The organism is Stappia sp. (genome assembly GCF_040110915.1).
Lineage (GTDB): Bacteria > Pseudomonadota > Alphaproteobacteria > Rhizobiales > Stappiaceae > Stappia.
In genome coordinates, this window is sequence record NZ_CP157793.1 from 2207226 (window position 1) to 2225033 (window position 17808).

15 protein-coding genes are annotated in these 17808 nt (G+C 66.2%); 2 read left to right on the forward strand and 13 right to left on the reverse strand.

Features of this window, described 5'->3' with window-relative positions; all coding sequences use genetic code 11:
• Window positions 1–87: 87 nt before the first annotated feature.
• The 8 genes from ABL312_RS09660 to ABL312_RS09695 form a co-directional block, all read right to left on the reverse strand.
• Window positions 88–1656 (reverse strand): acyl-CoA synthetase, encoded by a 1569-nt coding sequence (locus ABL312_RS09660; protein ID WP_349361382.1) that lies wholly within the window; start codon window positions 1654–1656, stop codon window positions 88–90.
• A gap of 95 nt (window positions 1657–1751) precedes the next feature.
• Window positions 1752–2768 carry an NAD(P)-dependent alcohol dehydrogenase gene (locus ABL312_RS09665; protein ID WP_349361177.1) on the reverse strand — a complete coding sequence of 339 codons (1017 nt, stop codon included), beginning with the start codon at window positions 2766–2768 and terminating at the stop codon, window positions 1752–1754.
• Window positions 2769–2771: 3 nt separating this feature from the next.
• Window positions 2772–3935 (reverse strand): acyl-CoA dehydrogenase family protein, encoded by a 1164-nt coding sequence (locus ABL312_RS09670; RefSeq protein ID WP_349361178.1) that lies wholly within the window; start codon window positions 3933–3935, stop codon window positions 2772–2774.
• Entirely contained in the window at window positions 3932–4897 is a 966-nt protein-coding gene (locus tag ABL312_RS09675) for a branched-chain amino acid ABC transporter permease (protein ID WP_349361179.1), read from the reverse strand. The genes ABL312_RS09670 and ABL312_RS09675 overlap by 4 nt, the downstream gene beginning before the upstream one ends.
• A complete protein-coding gene (locus ABL312_RS09680; RefSeq protein WP_349361180.1) occupies window positions 4894–5754 on the reverse strand; it encodes a branched-chain amino acid ABC transporter permease in 861 nt (286 codons plus the stop codon). Before ABL312_RS09680 ends, ABL312_RS09675 begins: the two co-directional genes overlap by 4 nt.
• 4 nt (window positions 5755–5758) lie before the next feature.
• Window positions 5759–6979: an ABC transporter substrate-binding protein gene (locus tag ABL312_RS09685; protein WP_349361181.1), complete on the reverse strand. Its 1221-nt coding sequence runs from the start codon at window positions 6977–6979 to the stop codon at window positions 5759–5761.
• A gap of 67 nt (window positions 6980–7046) precedes the next feature.
• Entirely contained in the window at window positions 7047–7748 is a 702-nt protein-coding gene (locus ABL312_RS09690) for an ABC transporter ATP-binding protein (RefSeq protein ID WP_349361182.1), read from the reverse strand.
• Window positions 7748–8512 (reverse strand): ABC transporter ATP-binding protein, encoded by a 765-nt coding sequence (locus ABL312_RS09695; RefSeq protein ID WP_349361184.1) that lies wholly within the window; start codon window positions 8510–8512, stop codon window positions 7748–7750. The genes ABL312_RS09690 and ABL312_RS09695 overlap by 1 nt, the downstream gene beginning before the upstream one ends.
• A gap of 164 nt (window positions 8513–8676) precedes the next feature.
• Here ABL312_RS09695 and ABL312_RS09700 point away from each other — a divergent pair, with 164 nt between their 5' ends.
• Window positions 8677–9612, forward strand: coding sequence for a LysR substrate-binding domain-containing protein (locus ABL312_RS09700; RefSeq protein ID WP_349361185.1), 936 nt, complete (start codon window positions 8677–8679; stop codon window positions 9610–9612).
• A 73-nt stretch (window positions 9613–9685) separates the two neighbouring features.
• Here the strand turns inward: ABL312_RS09700 and ABL312_RS09705 are convergent, their stop codons facing one another.
• Both ABL312_RS09705 and ABL312_RS09710 read right to left on the reverse strand, forming a co-directional pair.
• Window positions 9686–11662: a tripartite tricarboxylate transporter permease gene (locus ABL312_RS09705; protein ID WP_349361186.1), complete on the reverse strand. Its 1977-nt coding sequence runs from the start codon at window positions 11660–11662 to the stop codon at window positions 9686–9688.
• A 176-nt stretch (window positions 11663–11838) separates the two neighbouring features.
• Window positions 11839–12921, reverse strand: coding sequence for a hypothetical protein (locus ABL312_RS09710; protein WP_349361187.1), 1083 nt, complete (start codon window positions 12919–12921; stop codon window positions 11839–11841).
• 308 nt (window positions 12922–13229) lie between these two features.
• Between ABL312_RS09710 and ABL312_RS09715 the strand changes: the two genes are divergently transcribed.
• Window positions 13230–14726, forward strand: a complete 1497-nt coding sequence (locus ABL312_RS09715) for a UbiD family decarboxylase (protein ID WP_349361188.1) — start codon at window positions 13230–13232, stop codon at window positions 14724–14726.
• A gap of 21 nt (window positions 14727–14747) precedes the next feature.
• Here the strand turns inward: ABL312_RS09715 and ABL312_RS09720 are convergent, their stop codons facing one another.
• From ABL312_RS09720 to ABL312_RS09730, 3 genes are all read right to left on the reverse strand, one after another.
• Window positions 14748–15617: a GntR family transcriptional regulator gene (locus ABL312_RS09720; protein ID WP_349361189.1), complete on the reverse strand. Its 870-nt coding sequence runs from the start codon at window positions 15615–15617 to the stop codon at window positions 14748–14750.
• Between the two features lie 67 nt (window positions 15618–15684).
• The gene (locus tag ABL312_RS09725) at window positions 15685–16446 is read right to left on the reverse strand and encodes a hypothetical protein (protein ID WP_349361190.1); all 762 of its coding nucleotides are present in this window, start codon (window positions 16444–16446) and stop codon (window positions 15685–15687) included.
• Entirely contained in the window at window positions 16443–17663 is a 1221-nt protein-coding gene (locus tag ABL312_RS09730) for an FAD-dependent oxidoreductase (RefSeq protein ID WP_349361191.1), read from the reverse strand. The genes ABL312_RS09725 and ABL312_RS09730 overlap by 4 nt, the downstream gene beginning before the upstream one ends.
• Window positions 17664–17808: the final 145 nt, after the last annotated feature.

Below are 17808 nucleotides of genomic sequence, written 5' to 3' on the forward strand. Positions count from 1 at the left end.
CGAAGCTGCGTGCCTTCCGAAGCCCGATCCGTCCTCTACGCCAACGGCAAGCCGCGCCCGCGAGGCCCCGAGGACCTGCGGGGGCCGCTATCCGGCGGACCGCGCGGACGGAGCGCCCTCGGGAGATTTCGCCGCCTGCCGGTACTCCTGCTGCAACAGGCGCTTCAGCAGCTTGCCATTGGGCTCGCGTGGCAGACGGTTGCGGAAATCCACAGTTCGCGGACATTTGATCGGCGACAGCCGCGACCGGCAAAAGGCGATCAGCTCGTCCGCCAGCGCCGGTGACGCCTGCGCTCCATCCACGAGTTCGACCACCGCCTTTACCTCCTCTCCGAAGTCGGCGTTGGGCACGCCGAACACAGCCGCATCGGCCACCGCCGGATGCGTGACAAGAGTGTTCTCGGTTTCCTGAGGATAGATGTTCACGCCGCCGGAGATGATGACAAAGGACTTGCGGTCCGTCAGGTAAAGATAGCCGTCTGCATCGACCCGCCCGATATCGCCCAGCGTCGTCCAGCCCAGCCGGTTGCGTGCCTTGCGGGTCTTTTCCGGATCGTTGTGATACTCGAAGGGAATGCCGTTGGCGAAGTAGACCTCGCCCTCGCAACCGGGCGGCAGTTCCTCCCCCTCTTCATCGCAGATGTGCAGCCTGCCCAGTTTGGCGCGTCCCACCGACCCGGGATGGGCCAACCATTCTTCGGTGTCGAGCGCGCAGAAACCGTTGTTCTCCGTGCCCGCGTAATACTCCATCAGGATCGGGCCCCACCAGTCGATCATCTGCCGCTTGACCTCGATCGGACAGGGTGCCGCGGCATGGACCGCCATCCGCAGGGACGACAGATCGTAACGGCGGCGCGCCTCGTCCGAGAGCTTCAGCATCCGCACGAACATCGTCGGCACCCACTGGCTGTGCGTGATCCGATGCGCCTCGACGAGAGCCAGGGCCTCCTCCGCGTCGAACTTGTGCATGATGACCGCCGATCCGCCGCGCTTCAGCGTCGTCATGGTGTGTCGCAACGGCGCGGCATGGTAGAGCGGCGCCGGATTGAGATAGCGGGTCTGCGCCCCGTAGCCGAACAGATTGCACAGAAGCTCGATCAGAAAGGTCATCTGGCCGGGCGGCTGCGCCGGCAGCGGCCATTTCACGCCCTTGGGTCGGCCCGTGGTCCCCGACGAATACAGCATGTCGAGCCCTTGCGCCGGATCGGCAATCTCATGCACGGGCATGTCGCGGCACGCGTCGTCCCAGCAGGCGGCCCCCGCGCAAGGCTCCCCCACCATGAAAATCGGAACCTCCGGCGACAACTGCGCACGCAACACGCTGGCGACCCCGGCAAATCGCCCCGAGGTAATCACCAGCTTCGCGCCGCAATCGCGCGCGATGTAGAGCACCTCGTCCGCGGAAAGCTGGGTGCTGGCCGTCGTGTAATAGAGCCCCGACCGATCCGCCGCGAAACAGGTTTCCAGAAACTCGCGGCGGTTCTCCATCAGGATGAGAATGTGGTCGCCGACGACGAGACCCTGCGCGCGCAGAACATGCGCCCCCTGGTTGGACCGCCGGTCAAGCTCCGCGAATGTAACGCTCTCTCCCGTGTCCGCCATGACATAGGCGAGCCGGTTCGGGTCGCGCCTGGCAACCTGATCGATATACAACATGGTCATGCTTTCGCTGGCAGGAGCCCGTCGACCGGTCGCAGCCGGCCGGGATCTTTCTCGAGAGACGGAGGCCGCCCGCTTTTCAGGGAGTCGCTCTAGAACTCGATGACTGTCTTGCCGAAGCGGTCGGCCTGCGCGAAATGCGCCATTGCCTCCTTCAGCCCCTCGAAGGGGAAGCTACAGCCGATGACCGGGCGCACCCGGTGCGCCGCCATCGCTCTCAGCATGTCCTCGAAGCCGGCGCGATGGCCCACCGTCACCCCCTGAAGGCGGATCTGCCGGGTCACGATCGGCCCCAGCGACAGGCTCAGGTCAAGACCGCTCAACACGCCGATCATCGCAATCGTGCCGCCGGGCCGGATCGCCTTGAGCGACTGGCCCAGCGTCCGGGCTCCCCCCAGTTCCACGATCGCGTCGTATCCGCCGCGCTCGGCCACCAGCGCCCGGGTCGCACGGGCCCAGTCGGCGTGCCTGCGGTAATTGACGAGATGGTCCGCGCCCATTTCGCGAACACGCGCCAGTTTCTCGTCGCTGGAGGACAGCACTGTCACGGTCGCACCGTGCAACTTGGCGAACTGCAACGCGAAGAGCGCCACCCCGCCCGTCCCCTGAAGGAGCACATGATCGCCGGGACCCAGCCGGGCTTCTCCGGACACCGCGCTCCAGGCGGTCAGCGCCGCGCACGGCAGGCTCGCGGCTTCCGCATCGCCCAGGTACTCCGGGACTTTCACCACCCCCTCTTCGGACAGGCACACATAGTCGGCCATCACGCCGTCCAGAGGCCCGCCCAGCGCCGATGCGAAGGCCGCGGACGAAGGCGACCCGGCCGCCCAGTTCTGGAAGAATGTCGGACAGACCCGGTCGCCCAGCGCCACGCGGGTCACATCGGCCCCGACCTCCACCACCTCTCCCACCCCGTCGGACAGCGGAATCAGCGGCAACTCGCCCGTCGCCCGGCCATATCCTCGCTCCGGCACGATCAGATCGCGGGCATTCAACGAAGCCCGGCGCATCTTCACCAGCACCTGCCCCCGCCCGGCGCGCGGCACCTCGCGCCGGCCCTCACGCAGGTTGTCCAGCCCCCAGTCATCCCTGATTTCAAATACTCGCAAGGTTCACTCCTCCCGATAAAGTCCGCTTTTCCGGCGCCCGGTCAGCGCCGCCACCCGCTCCAGCAGCATCTCGGTCGAACCGTCCACCAGCCCCACCGCCTGGGCAGCCGCCAGATGCGCCTTCATCGGCGATTGTCCCGAAAGTCCCGCCGCTCCCAGCGCATGGAGAAGTTCCGGCATCCAGCGCCCCAGCGCCTGCGTGGCCGCGATTTTCGCCTGGGCCGACAGAAGCTGGGCCGACGCAGCCTCATCGGCAACGGCCTCAACGGCCGCCGCCGTCAGAGCCCGCGCCGCCGCGAGCGCGACCTCGCCCTCCGCGATCCGCAAGCGCCAGTGCTGATGGCCTTGCAAAGGTCGGCCGAAACTGCTGCGCTCCCGACCGAAGTCGTGCGCATTCTCCAGCGCGGCGGCCAACATGCCGCAGCACATGGCCGCCACATAGGCGCGCGCGCCGTTGATCTCGTTCAGGATTGCGCGGAATGCCCCACCCGGTGGCAACAGCATCTCACCCTCGGGCACCCGATAGGCGTCCAGCGTGAAACCGCCCGTCGGCGCCGGCACGAAGGCATCGACCGGACAGGCCCTGCGGCTCACCGCCGGGTCGTCGAGGGCCACGAGGAAGGCCGCGATCCCGTCTCGCTCGCCGACCGCCCCGGTCTGGGCGTAGACAATCGACAGGCCCGCGACCGCGCCATTGGCGATCCACGCCTTCTCGCCGTGCAGACACCAGCCGTCCTGCGACCGCCGCGCCATCGTGGAAATCGCGAAGAAATCCGACCCGGCATGAGGCTCGGTCAGCGCGGTACAGGCATGGTGGCGCCCCGCCAGAAGGTCCGGCAGGAAGCGCGCCGCCAGCGCGGGCGGGGCCGTGACGGCCAGCCTGGCCGCCACATTGTGCGTGTTGACCAGCGACAGCGCGAAGCCGAAGTCGACGCCCGCCAGGATCTCGCAGGCCTTTGCCTTTTCACGAAAGCCCAGTCCGAGCCCGCCGGCCGCGCGGTCCACCTCGATGCCGGTCAGCCCCAGCTCGGCGGCCCGTCGCAGAAGCTGTGCATTCGCCGCCGCGTCGAGGGGCCCCGCCGCCACCTGCTCCGCCAGGTCCCCGGCAGCGAAGGCGCGCACCCGATCCAGGAACCCCCGGTCGCACGCCCAGTCGAGACCGGTCATCGCGCAAGCCTCTTCTTCAGAAGGCCGAGCGCGTCGCTGGCCAACCCGACGATCCCGCGCGGCATGAAAATCGTCGCCAGGATGAGGATCAGGCCGTAGATCACCAGACGGAAACTGTCGGCAAACCGCAGGTATTCCGGCAGAAAAACGATGGCGAAGGCGCCGATGATCGGCCCCGTGATCGTCCCGCTGCCGCCCAGGATCACGGCCAGAACCGCATCCATGGACTGTGCGATGGTGAAGATTTCGGGATTGATGAAGCTCTGGTAGTGGGCGTAGAGCGCCCCGGCAAAACCGGCGAACATGGCGCTGACGACAAAGGCGAAGAGCTTGTACTTCCAGGCAGCCAGTCCGGCGGCGCCGACCAGGGTTTCGTTCTGACGGATTGCGACCAGGACCCGGCCCAGCCGGGAATTGACGATCAGGGCCGCCAGCGCGGTCACGCCCGTGGCGGCGATCAGCACGAGATAGTAGTAGGTCGTGCGGTCGGCGAAATCGATCGCGCCGTCCCGGCCGGCGCCGGGCTTGGGAATCCCCATCAGCCCGGCCTCGCCATTGGTCACATCGGTCAGGTTCAACAGGACGATGAAAATGACCATGTTGAAGGCCAGCGTGACGATGGCGAAGTAATGCCCCTTCACACGCAGGCTCGGATACCCCGCGACGAGCGCGAACAGGGCCGTGATCAGTGGCGCAATCAGGATCGTCAGCCAGACCGGAAGGCCGAAGTTCAGCCCCAGAAGGGCCGTTCCATAGGCGCCTATTCCCATGAAGCCGGCCTGGGCGATCGATACATAGCCGGTGAAGCCCTGTATCAGGTTCTGCCCCTGCGCAACGATCACCCAGATCAGCGCAAGGACCGACAGATGCAGATAGTACTTCACCGAGATAAAGGAGGGCAGGACGATCAGGCCAACCAGAATCGCAAGATAGAGAAGCCCGTTTTTTCTGGTGAGCGTCATTTCGCGCCTCCGAGCAATCCTTGCGGACGGAACAGCAGGACGACAATCATCACGACGAAGGCAATGACGTCCTTGTAGGCCGAGGACAGGAAGCCGGCCGCAAGCGCCTCCGTGACGCCCAGCACGAGGCCGCCGATGATCGCCCCGGGGATCGAGCCGAGCCCGCCCAGGATCAGCACGGCAAAGCCCTTCACGACCATCGCCTCGCCGACGCCCGGCGCGATGGCGAAGAGGGAGCCGACCATGACGCCCGCCGCGACGCCGAGCATGGTGGACATCGCGAAAACGATGAGCGGGATGCTGCGGACATTCACCCCCATCAGGATCGCCGCATCGCGGTTCTGCGCCACCGCCCGGATCGCCTGACCGGTCTTGGTTCCCTCCACGAAGGCGGTCATGGCGATGACCAGCACCGTCGCGGCCAGGACGACGTAGAGCCGCGTCTCGGGGATGGTCACCCCCGCGATCTCGAACACCCGGTCGAAGCCGGTGGGGATCACCACCTGATCGGCCCCGAAAAACTGGAGATTGAGCCCCTCGACCATCATGGTCAGCCCGAGTGCAATGATGAACGCATTGATGTGATTGGCGTTTCTGACCGGTCGATAGGCAAGGAACTCGATGAGCGCCCCCACCCCCATGCCCACGACCAGCGCGACCGGAATGGCAAGCCAGAGCGAAACGCCCTGGAAAGCCACGAGCACATAGACGAGGTACCCGCCGAACATCGACACCGATCCATGCGCGAAATGGGCGATGCCGAGGATGCCGAACACCGTGGTCAGGCCGAGGGCGATCAGCACATAGACACTGCCGATCGCCACGCCATTCGTGATCTGCTGAACAAGCTCCAGCATGGTCTCAACCGTCGACGGAGCTGAGGAAGCGGGAATAGTCCTCGGCTACCGAAGGCAGTTCCTGCACGAACACCCATTGACCGTCCTGCCACTGGAAGGCACCGTTGGTGGTGTAGGCTTGTCCGTTCTCGTCGAACATACGTCCGTCGATGGGGATGTACTGCATCACCGCCTCCTTCGGCACCGGCAGTTCCCGCAAGGCCCGGGCCACGGCGGCGGCATCCTCGGCCGTCCCGGCCTTCAGGATCGCATCGCGCAGCGCGTAGAGCTGGTCATAGGCATAGGGCGAGCTTGGCGAGGGCTGGACACCGAACCGCGCCGTGAAATTCTCGTGGTAGGCGCGACCGGTCTCGCCCGTCGACTGCAGCGTCAGTTCGGTGGGCCGCAGGTCCCAGACGCCCTCCATCTGCTCGGCGGAGACGACGCGCAGGAACTGTTCCTCGCTGCCGCTGGTGAATCCGTAACGCGGCACCTCGAGCCCCAGCTCCACCGACTGACGGTAGACGAAGGCCGCCGGCTCGACATAGCCGACCACCAGCAAGGCATCCGGCTCCAGCGCCCGGATCTTGGTCAGTTGCGGGGTCATGTCGCGGTCTTTGAGCCCAAAGGCCTCGCGCGTGACAATCTCACCGCCGCCTTTGACGAACTCGCGCTCGAAAGCGTCGACATACATGGCATAGAACGAGGTTTCGAGGGCCCCGATCACGGCAACCCGCTTGTGCCCCTTCGAGGCGACGAAGGTTCCGGCTGCGGCCCCCGTGTAGTCGGCGGGCGGGCGGGTGCGCACCAGATTGTCGATCCCGCGCGTGGTGATCGAGCGTTCGGCGGCATTGCCAACGAGCATCACCGCATCCTCGTTCTGGATGAAGGAGGCCACCGCGCCGGTCGCGCCGGAACAGCAGAAGCCGAGCAGGAAACGCGCGCCGTCCCGGTCGAGCAGCTTGCGCACGCTGTTCGAGGCTTCGGTCGGATTGGCCTTGTCGTCATAGGACAGGACCGTGATCTTGTAGGTGTCCTCGCCAAGGCGGATGCCGCCGGCGGCGTTCACCTCTTCCGCGGCCAGTTCCACCGCCCGGGCCTGCGGTACGCCGTAAACGGCGGCGGGCCCGGTCAGCGCATCGCTGACGCCGACCAACAGCTCCTTTTCCGCCGCCCCGGCCAGAGACGTGGAGGCGGCGAGCACGGCAGCGGCAAGCCCCGCGCCGATCGTGAATCTGCGTTTCATGAGTTCCTCCCTGGTGTTGTTCTTCACGCCCGGTTCCGCCGGACGGTTTCGCTCTCCCGCGCCGTTTTCAATCGCCGAGATAGGCGCGGGCGACGTCCGGGTTTTGCTGCAACGCCTCGCCGGTTCCCTCCAGAACCACCTTGCCGACCTCGAAGAGGTAAGCGCGGTCCGCCAGCTTCAGCGCCATCAGCGAATTCTGTTCGACGAGCAGGATGGTCATGCCCCTCGCCTTGATCCGGGCGATGGTTTCAGCCACCTCCGCGACGATCTTCGGGGCCAGACCGAGCGACGGCTCATCGAAGATGCACACTTTCGGTCGCGCCATCAGGGCACGGGCAATCGCCAGCATCTCCTGCTCGCCGCCCGACAGGGTGCCCGCGGCCTGGCGCGCCCGTTTCCGCAGGATCGGAAACATCTGCATCATTTCATCGAGATCGTCGGCCTGCTCCGCATCGCGGCGGGTATAGGCCCCCAGCTTCAGATTCTGGAGCACGGTCATTTCGGGAAAGACCTGGCGCCCCTCCGGACACATGGTGATGCCCGCACGCACGATCTCATGGCCGCTCGCTCCGGTGATGTCGCGGCCCTGAAAGCGGATCGTTCCGCCTCGCGGCTTCACCAGACCGCAAACGGTTTTCAGGGCCGTGCTCTTTCCCGCGCCATTGGCACCGATCAGCGCGACGCATTCCCCCTGGTTGACGTGAAAGTCGATGCCGTGCAGCACCTCGATCTGGCCATAGCCGGCCTTCAGTCCGCTGACCTCGAGCATCACGCGGCCTCCCCGAGATAGGCGTCGACGACCCTTTGATCGGACCGGATCTCGCGTGGCGACCCTTCGGCGATCTTCTCTCCGAAATTGAGCACCGTGATGCGGTCGCACACTTTCATGATCAGGGACATGTGATGCTCGATCACCAGCACCGCGTGCCCGCGGCCCCCGAGCGCCAGAATGAGATCGCTCAACCGGTCGCGCTCATGCGAAACCATGCCGGCCGCCGGCTCATCCAGAAGAATGACCGCCGGATCGGCGGCCAGCGCCGTGGCGATCATCAGGAACCGCTGATCGGCGGCAGAGACCGCCTCGATCCGGGTATCGGCGAGATCGGCAAGCCCGGTCAGCTGCAGGACCTCGTCGAGCCGACGCCGCAATTCCGGCTCCATGCGCGCGCCGGAGCGGAGCATCGACCAGACGCCACGCCTGGTCCGCGCCGGCTCCGCGCCCAGCAGAACCTGCTCGCGGACGGTAAACTCGGGAAAGACACTCGCCGTCTGGAACGTCCGCGTGAGGCCGGCCTGCACCCGGGCATATTCCGGCAGATGGTGCACCGGCTTGCCGCACAGACGGATTTCGCCCGACGTCGCGGGAAAGACCCCGGCCAGCGTGTTCACCGTTGTCGACTTCCCGCTGCCATTCGGCCCGATCAGTCCCATCACCTCCCCCCGGGCGATGCCGAAGGACAGGCCGTCGAGCGCCTTCACGCCGCCAAACGTCTTTCCGAGATCGCGAACGTCGAGTGCAAGGTCCACCGCCATCCTCCCTTCCCGCGTCTCCTCCACGCAGGCCTCCATCTGCCGGTACCTTAGTCACCGTCCCTGAGGCGCGGAATTTCAAAAAACTGTCGCACTATCCAAAAATTCGATAGCCTTGCGATGAAGCACGGCGCCTCAATTCAAAATTGCAGAAAGGGAATCGACACTTGGATCAGATCAGAAACCTGAATTCCCTTCAGATTTTCTTTGTCGTTTCGGAGTTGAAGAGCGTCAGTGCAGCGGCACGGGCCCTGACGACCAGCCAAAGCGCGGTCAGCTATCATATCAAGAAATTAGAGAACGACCTCGGCGTGCTGCTGTTCGACAGGCGCTTCGACGGGCTGGAGCCGACCGCTTTCGGCAGCCTGCTCGCCAGCCATGTCGGCAAGGGATTTGCCGAAATCCGGGCAGGGCTCAACAACATCGCCAGCCTGCGCAATGCGCGCGAGGTCTGTGTGGCCATGGTTCCAATGTTCGCCAGCCGCTGGCTGGCCCCGCGCATTGCCCATTTCTGGGAGGCCCATTCCGATGTCCAGCTGAGCTTCGTTCATCATGGCAACAATTACACCGAGCTGCCGCGGGGCACCCTGAATGCGGACATGGGCGTGCAATGGGGGCTTGGCAGATGGCCCGGTTTCACCGCGCAGGAGATTTTCGCCGACGACCTGGTCGTTGTCTGCAGCCCCGTCTATCTGGAGCGGACCCGTATCGGGACGGAGGCCGACCTTGCCCATTGCCGGCTGCTGCATGTCAACGATCACGACCTGTGGGGCGAATGGTTCGCGGATGTGCTCGGTTTCCCGCCCGACCCCCGGAACCGGATGCTGCTGGAGGACCGGAGTTTCCAGCTCAGCTCCACCCTGAACGGCGTCGGCGTCTCGCTGATGGTGAAAAGCTTCGTACAGGATGAATTGTCCGCCGGCACCCTGGTCAACCCGCTGGGGCGCACCTATCCGACGCAGTGTCGCTACTATCTGGTCCAACCGGAGAATTTCGCCCTGTCCGGGCCGGCCAGGAAATTCCGGTCGTGGCTGTTGCAAGCGACCAAGGGGCAGAGCGGTCGGTCGATCCACACCCTGCCCGGTGCAACGCCGGCACACTAGTCGACGCCGCAGAATTGCCCGCAGGGCACGACGACAAGCGGCCAGGCTCGGCCTCCGCCCCGATCGGCCGGCGCTATCGCAGAAGCAAGGCCGGATACCAGCTGACGGCCACGACCTGATCGAAGACCAGCATGAGGACCGCAAGGCAGCCGAGCGCATAGGGAACGGCGACCTTCCAGCCATACCCACCCCAGACCAGAAGATAGAGTCCGGCGAAGAGCGGCAGGGCGACACGCTGACCGAGAAGGATCGTGACGCCGACGATGGCCAGCATCCACAAGGCGAAATGCAGGACACGACCGAGCGGCTGGGGCGGCGTGCCGAGCCCCCTGCCCGCGGCGCGATCGGCCTGCAGATGGCGCAACGCGACAGCCAGGGCCGCCACGGCCAGGACCGCGCCGGGAGTGCCGGTCATGACCGGAAAGCGGGCACTGTTCGCGGGCCAGTCGGCGGCAAGGACCGCGGCGGCGACGAAGACGCCGGTGAGGATGACGAGAGGCAGCAGCTGATCGACCGGCCGCGCCGCAACCGCGCCCGGTCGCGGCACGCGCGCGCCTGAGCTATCCGCCGGAGCGGAGTTCTCTCGCCGGACATGGCTCCAGATCGCATAGCCGAGCGATACGACGACCATCGCGGCGAGCACCATGACGATCGGCCGACCGATCCAGCCATAGCCGTTGTAGGCGGACAGCGAGATGGCGAGTGCGTTTTCCATGATCGGGCCGAGAATGATGCCGAGCACCAGCGGCGCGCGCGGGATGCCACCGCGCTTCATCAGATAGCCGAACGTGCCGAACAGGAGCAGCGCGCCCCAGTCGCCCATGTTGCTGGTGGCAAGCCAGGCCCCCATGAACAGGAACAGGCAGACGCCCGGCACGATGAGATGGCCGGGCACGAAGGTGAGCCGGACGAGATAGCGGCCGAACAGGAACAGAAGCCCGGCCCCGACCACATTGGCGATCACCATCGTCCACATCATGGAAAAGGTGATGTCGAGCTTGGTGGTCAGCATCTGCGGGCCCGGCTGCAGGCCCTGGATGAGCAGGGCGCCGAGCAGGATCGCCATCGGCGCGCTGCCGGGAATACCGAAGGTGACCGTCGGGATGAGGGCGGCGCCCTTCTGGGCGTTGTTGGCCGCTTCCGGCGCGATCACGCCCCGGATGTCGCCCTCGCCGAACCTGCTCTTGTCCCGGGAGCTCTGCACGACGTGGCCGTAGGCGATCCAGTCGACAATGGAGCCGCCGAGCCCCGGCAGCAGTCCCACGTAACAGCCGATCGCGCTGGAGCGCAGGACGAGCCACCAGTTGCGAATGGCATCGCGCACCCCGTCGAGCATGCGCGAGCGCGTCTCGGTCTTGTCGACGCGGGAGATGGAGGTATTGCCGACGGCCAGCGCCAGCAGTTCCGGCAGGGCGAACAGGCCGAGGATCACGGGAATCAGCGGCAGGCCCTCGAACAGATAGATGACATCGAAGGTGTAGCGCGGGATCGCGTCGGTCGGCGAATAACCGATATACGAAATCAGCAGCCCGAAGAGGGCGGAGATGAGGCCGAGCAGGATCGAGCCCCCCGACAGCGACGCCACCATGGTGAGCGCCAGAACGCCGAGCATGAGGAATTCCGGCTGGGCGAAGGCGAGAATGACCGGCTGCAGGATCGGGATCGACAGGCCGAGGAACAGCGCGCCGAGCAGCCCCCCGGCAGCGGAGACGAAGAAGGCGGCGCCGAGCGCGCGCGCCGCCTCGCCCTTCTTTGCCAGTGGATACCCGTCAAGGATGGTGGCCTGGGATGCGGACGTGCCGGGAATGCCGAGCAGCACCGAGGCCAGCGTGTCGCTCGTCGTGGTGACCGCGTACATGCCGAGCAGGAAGGCGAAGGCGGCGACCGGCTCCATGGTGAAGGTGAAGGGCAGCAGGATCGCCATGCCGACGAGGCCGGACAGGCCCGGCACCGCGCCGAAATAGAGGCCCAGGATCGTGCCGAACAGAAGATAGCCAATGGCCGGCCAGGCCAGGACGGCCGCAAGGCTGCTCAGGATCAGGTCGTACATCGCGATCTCCGTGGCACTCGCCGGACGCCGTGCCGTCGCCGCGGCGAGCGGGCCGGCGCCGCCTGGTTCCCGCCCGCTGCACGCAGCCGGGCAGGCGATGCAAGCCGGACGGTCAGGCTTGAAACAGTCCCGGACCCGGCCGGCCGACCGCCATGCGATCGCCCGGCCGGAGCCGGTCAGTTGTCGGAGCCGGCGGCGATGTAGTCGCTGAGGAAGCTCACCAGGTCGGCGTCGATGTCATCCAGGGACTCGATCAGCGCCGTGGTTTCCTCGCCGTGCGAAATGACAGGCTTCGCCTGGAATGCCTCCTCGTATGCGCCAAGGAATTCCTCGTCAGTCTCGAGCGCCTTCCAGGCTTGACGCAGGGCATCGATCGCCGCCTCGGGCGTGCCGAGCGGGACGAAGGAACCGCGCTGCAGGCTGGTCTTCAGATTGTTGACCGCCTCGAAGACCTCATAGACCTCACCGGAGGGGTCTTCGCCGTGGACGGACCGGTAGTAGTCCCGGAATGTCGGGATGTCGGGCAGGCTCGGATCGAGGACGTCGTTCCCGTCCGCATCGACGACCGCATAATAGAAGAGCGGCATGGCAATGCCGGTCTCCACCATCGACGGCACCACGGAGGACCGGTAACTGGCGATCGAGCCACAGGAATACTGCGCCTCGTTCTGGAGGACCGCGGCGGAGGCGCCGGCCAGCCCCTTGTAGCCGGTCACGTAATTGTAGTCGACGCCCAGCACGTCGAGCGACAGGCGCATGCGGATGTCGTGCGTGCTGGTGGGACGGATGCCGGACGCGTTGAAGGTCTCGGCCTTCAGGAGATCGGCCGGCTCCTCGATGCCGGGCGGCGTATCACGGCGCACGTAGCAGATCTGCGGCACGGCGAGCGAGGACAGCCAGACAAAGTCCTTAAAGCGGGTATCGAGCCCCGTATCGCCGAGAACTTCGGTGAAGACCGGCGGCGAGAAGATCGCTACGGTCAATCCGTCCGGCTTGACCACATCCGCCATGTAATTCATGCCGATCATGCCGCCGGCACCGGCGCGGTTGCGGGCGACGATCGTCGGATTGCCGGGAATGTGCTTGCCGAGATGCCGGGCGATCAGCCGCGCCTCGACATCGGTCGGGCCGCCGGCGGAATAGTTGATCAGAACCTCGATGGTCTTGCCTTCGTAGAACGGCGTCTCGGCACGGGCCGGCACGGATGCCAGCCCGATGGCAAGCACTGCCGTCGCGGCGATTGTGTTCGATACACTCATGGCTCTCTCCTCCTCCTCGCATCGGTTCCGGGACGCCCCTCCCTCTCCTCACATGGGTTCCGGGACGTCCGGTGCGGGCTCACGCACCGGAACGGCAGCTCGCACCCCTCAAACTGCTGACAGTTTTTCCAAGTCTTGCAAGAAACCAAGCATTGTCAATTCATATACATTTGGTTTTTCGCGGTTTTTTGGCAGCGCGAAATGCTGAGAAATTGTTTTCTGCACCTAATCTCCCTTTTCTGTTGACACTTTGAACATCCGTGAGATCACATGCGGAACGCTCGGGCAGCGAAGGAGGAGAGCGAGACATGGCTCAGGCACGCGACGACGGTCACGCTGCGGACGATCGAACCGGCGGGCAGCGCTTCGACGTCGCCTATTCGGATCTGCGCGACTGGATCGCCGAGGCCGAGGCACTGGGGGAACTGGAGGTGCTGACCGGCGTCGACTGGCAGGAGGGCATCGGCGCGGCCACGGAACTCGTCAGCCATTCCGACACAACGCCGGCCCTTCTGTTCGACGAGATCCCGGGCCACGCCAAGGGCTTCCGGGTGCTCACCAACATCTTCGGCGGCCAGCGCAAGGCAATGACGCTGGGCTTTCCCGCCCATTACGACAAGCAGGCGCTGAGCAACGGCTTTTCCGAGATCTACCGGCCGAACGACACCCTGATCCCGCCGGCGATCGTGGACACCGGACCGATCCTGGACCATGTGCTGGAGGGCGACGCGGTCGACCTCGACATCTTCCCGACACCCTTCTGGCATCCGGGAGACGGCGGCCGATATATCGGAACCGGCAGCTTCAACCTGACCCGCGATCCCGACAGCGGCTGGCTCAATCTCGGCTGCTACAGGGTGATGCTGAACGACCGCCAGAGCCTGTCCTACAACGCCGGACCGGGCAAGCACGGCCGCCTGCACCATCAGAAATATGCCGCGCGCGGCGAACATATGCCGGTCGCCATCGTCGTCGGCGGCGATCCCCTCACCTTCCTTCTTTCCGGCATCGAGGCGCCGGCCGAGATCAGCGAATACGACATTGCCGGGGGCATGCGGGGCCGGCCGCTCGAACTCGTCCGCGGCCGCCACACCGGCCTGCCCTTCCCCGCCAATGCCGAAATCGTCATCGAGGGTTTCGTCGACCCCGAGGCCGTGGTGCCCGAGGGACCGTTCGGAGACTGGACCGGCACCTATACGGAAGCCGGCCGCAAGCGCCCGCTGGTCCGGGTTTCTGCGATCTATCACCGCAAGGATCCGATCCTGCTCGGCTTCATTCCCCAGAGCCTGCCGGACGAATACTCGCGTTTCCGGGCGATCACGCGGACGGCAATCGTGCGGCGCAACATCGAGGCAAGCGGCATTCCCGGCATAGCGGGCGTATGGTGCCATGAAGTGGGCGGCGCCCGCATGCTCACCGTCGTCGCCATCGAGCAGCGCCATCCCGGCCACGCGCGTCAGGCCGGCCACATTGCCTGTCAGTGTCATGCCGGCGCCTATGGCGGCAAATGGGTGATCGTCGTCGACGACGATATCGATCCGTCCAACCTGGACGAGGTGATCTGGGCGGCGCTCACCCGCTCGGATCCGGTAACATCCACCGACTTCATCCGCGGGGCATGGACGTCGCCGGCCGATCCGCGCATTCCGCCGGAGCAGCGGGCGGCCGGCGATATCACCAATTCCCGGATGATCATCGACGCCTGCATCCCGTTTCACTGGCGCGACCGGTTTCCCGCGAGTTCCCGGCCGACGCCGGAACAGCGCGCCGCGGCCAGGGCGCGTTTCGGTCATCTCCTGCGATGAATGCCGCTTCGGTCCGACGCCTCAGTCGAGCGGCACCCAGCGTGGCGGTGTCGCCCCGGCATGGCGCGACAGCCCCACGCGGTATTCGTACCGGTCCGGCCGGTAGAGCGAGCGGATGAACTGAACGGGCCGGCCGACCGTGTCGCGCACGACGCGCCACATGGAGATCAACGCCGTGCCGACCGGCACGTCGAGGCGCTCGGCGACCTCCCCCTCGGCATTGACGGCGGACAGGCCCTGCTCGACCCGGTCGACGCGGATGCCGGCGGCTTCCAGCGCGGCGAGCACCGGGCGGTTGCCGAGCAGATCCGGGTCGATGCTGTCGGCTTCCGGGAAGCGCACATGACAGGTGACATGCGAGATCGGGCCATCCGGGCGGTGCCGGACACGCACGACCTGGAGAACGTCCGAACCGCCCGCCACTTCCAGGCGCCGTGCCACCTCCGCATTGGCGGCAAGGGTGGCAAAGCGGATCGGCTCGACGGTCGTGACAAGCTGGAAGTCGTTGATGTTCTCAAGCAAGCCGCCGAAGTTCGACCGGTCGCCGCCGCCCAGGACGGCATCGTTGACGAAGGTGCCGCGGCCGCGCTGGCGCCAGATGAGGCTCTGCTCCTCTAGAAGCACCATGGCCCTGCGAACGGTCACGCGCGACACGCCATAGAAGGCGGCGAGTTCCGCTTCCGTCGGCAAGGGCCGCGGCGGCGGCCAGACGCCGGCGACGATCTTCTGACGCAAGGCGGCATAGAGCCGGTGGTAACGCGGGATCTCGCCGCCGGCCGGTTCGCCGCCGGCCCTGGCCGGCGTGCCCTGCGGCGGGGGCGCGGGACTCGGGTCGGTGCCCGTCCCGGCCACGGCCGGGAAGAGTGAGGTCCGGGATTTCGCGATCGGCATGAACGGTTCTCCGCAAGCAACGACCGGTCGTCGTCGGGTCGGGACGACCAAGATCTCCGGCGGGTGGTTACAGCGCGCCGACCAACTCGGGACACGATCGGCCGAGGGCCCCGGATGCCGCGAGGCCCGCCTGCCCCGTCAGCCACCAGGCGCCGCAGAGATTGGACGACAGGATCGGCCGCGCCACATCCTTCCGTGCCGCTTGAATGGCGGGAATGGTGATCATTCCGGTGCCGCTCATCACGGTTGCATCCGCGTCCTCGAACGGCACCCGCTCCAGAAGCGCGGCGACATCCTGCGTCGTCATATCGTAGGCGCGGAATTCTTGCTGATCCTTGACGACGTGGCGCACGGTGAAGCCTGCCGCCTCCCAATAGGCAACGGCCTTGTCCGTCAGCCAGCCGGGATAGGGCGAGACAAGATTGAGGCGCCGGGCGCCGAGCGCGACAAGCGCCTTGCGGATCGCAAGGCTCACGGTGAGCACCGGTGCGCCGGCCGCCGCGGTCAGGCGCGCCGCGAGCGCCTCGTCGCCGTCGGGGCCGAGCCGGTAGCTCGGGCCGGTCAGACCGATCAGCAGCGAGGACGGCTTGAGCGCGCCGAAGCTTTCATAGAGCGCGTCGTAGTTGCGGACATAGCCTTCATTGCGGGTCTCGAGACGCGTCGAGGCGGACACCGGAAGGCGCGTGGTGTAGAGGGTCACTCCGGCGGGCAGAAGATAGTGCAGTTCCGGTTCGACCGTCGGATTGGCCGGCGGCGTCGCCACGGCGAGCCGTCGGCGAAGCTCGAGTTCGGGCGGTACGATTGCCCTGCGTTTCAGCGTTGTCGTCATTGCGCGGCCTCCCCTGACCTGGCACCGGCGCCGAAGGGGCGCGGCGCGATATCGAGCATGGCGCCTTCCACGAGAAAGGCGCGGGTCGCCTCCGGATCGGCGGCGCGGGCGCTGACGGTTTCCAGCCACGTGGCAGCATCCCCGACGCTGCGGTCGGTGCGCGGGATCAGAAAGTCGGTGGCGATGCGGTGGCGTTCCTCGGCATAGGCGTCGAGAGCGGCATGACGACCGGTCTTCATCGCCTCGGTCATGGCGGCGGCGAGTTGCCAGGCATCGTGCAGCCCGCAATTCATGTTCATGCCGCCGCGCGTATTGGTGACGTGCACGCTGTCGCCGGCGAGAAAGATCGCACCGTCCCTATAGCGCGACGCAACACGCTTCGACGCCGAATAGATGTCGGTATTGAGCAGTGGCGGCAGCCCGTCGGCCATCGGCAGAACCTCGCGCAGCCGCGCCAGCATCCAGTCGGGTTGCAGCGCCTCCTCGTCGGGCACGGAGACCGGCAGGCGAAGGATGATGCGCCAGCAATCCGGCATGCGAAGCAGGCTGATCGACGCCTCGCCGTTGAACACATAGGTGACCGGCGCCAGACCCGGCAGCCAGGCCTCAAGGTCCATATCTGTCATCAGGCGCAGCACCTTGGTGGAATAGGCGCTGCCGTCGAAGGCAATCCCCAGCCGGTCGCGAATGGCCGAACGGGCACCGTCGGCGGCAATCAGATACCGGCCGCGCACGGTTTCGGAGACGGCAGAGCCCACGACCGTGACCGCCACGCCCCCGCCCTCGTTCACGGCGTCGGCGACCTCGGCACCGAAGCGGACTTCGGCGTGTTCGTGGCCGGAAAGGCGGGCCAGAAGAAGCGGCGTGACACGCGACTGCTCGAGATGCAGGCGGAACGGATAGCGCGTCTCGCCGGCCAGAAGCCCGAGATCGTATTCGGCGATGATCCCCGCATCGATCGTGCGATACTGGATCCGGTCGATGCGCTGGCCTTCCGCCAGGATCGGCTCGATGACGCCGAGCGCATCGAGGATCTCGAGCGTCGACGGATGAAAGGTGGACGCCTTCGAGGCGGCCGTCAGGCTGTCGCGCTTTTCAAGAACGAGGACCGGCACACCGCGATCGGCCAGCGCGACGGCAACGGATAGTCCGACCGGCCCCGCCCCCGCAACGATGACCCGGTTCGCGATGGCGGCATGTCGCGCGCCTGACATCATCCTGTTCCCTCCCGCGAAGTCTATTGGCGGCAGAGCCACCGCCCGCGCGCGTCAGACGCACCGGACTCCCTCCGCTCGCACGACCTTTGAAAGACTTAACTGTAGACAGTTTTGCCGATTGGACGGAGGGATGCAAGGTCTTCAG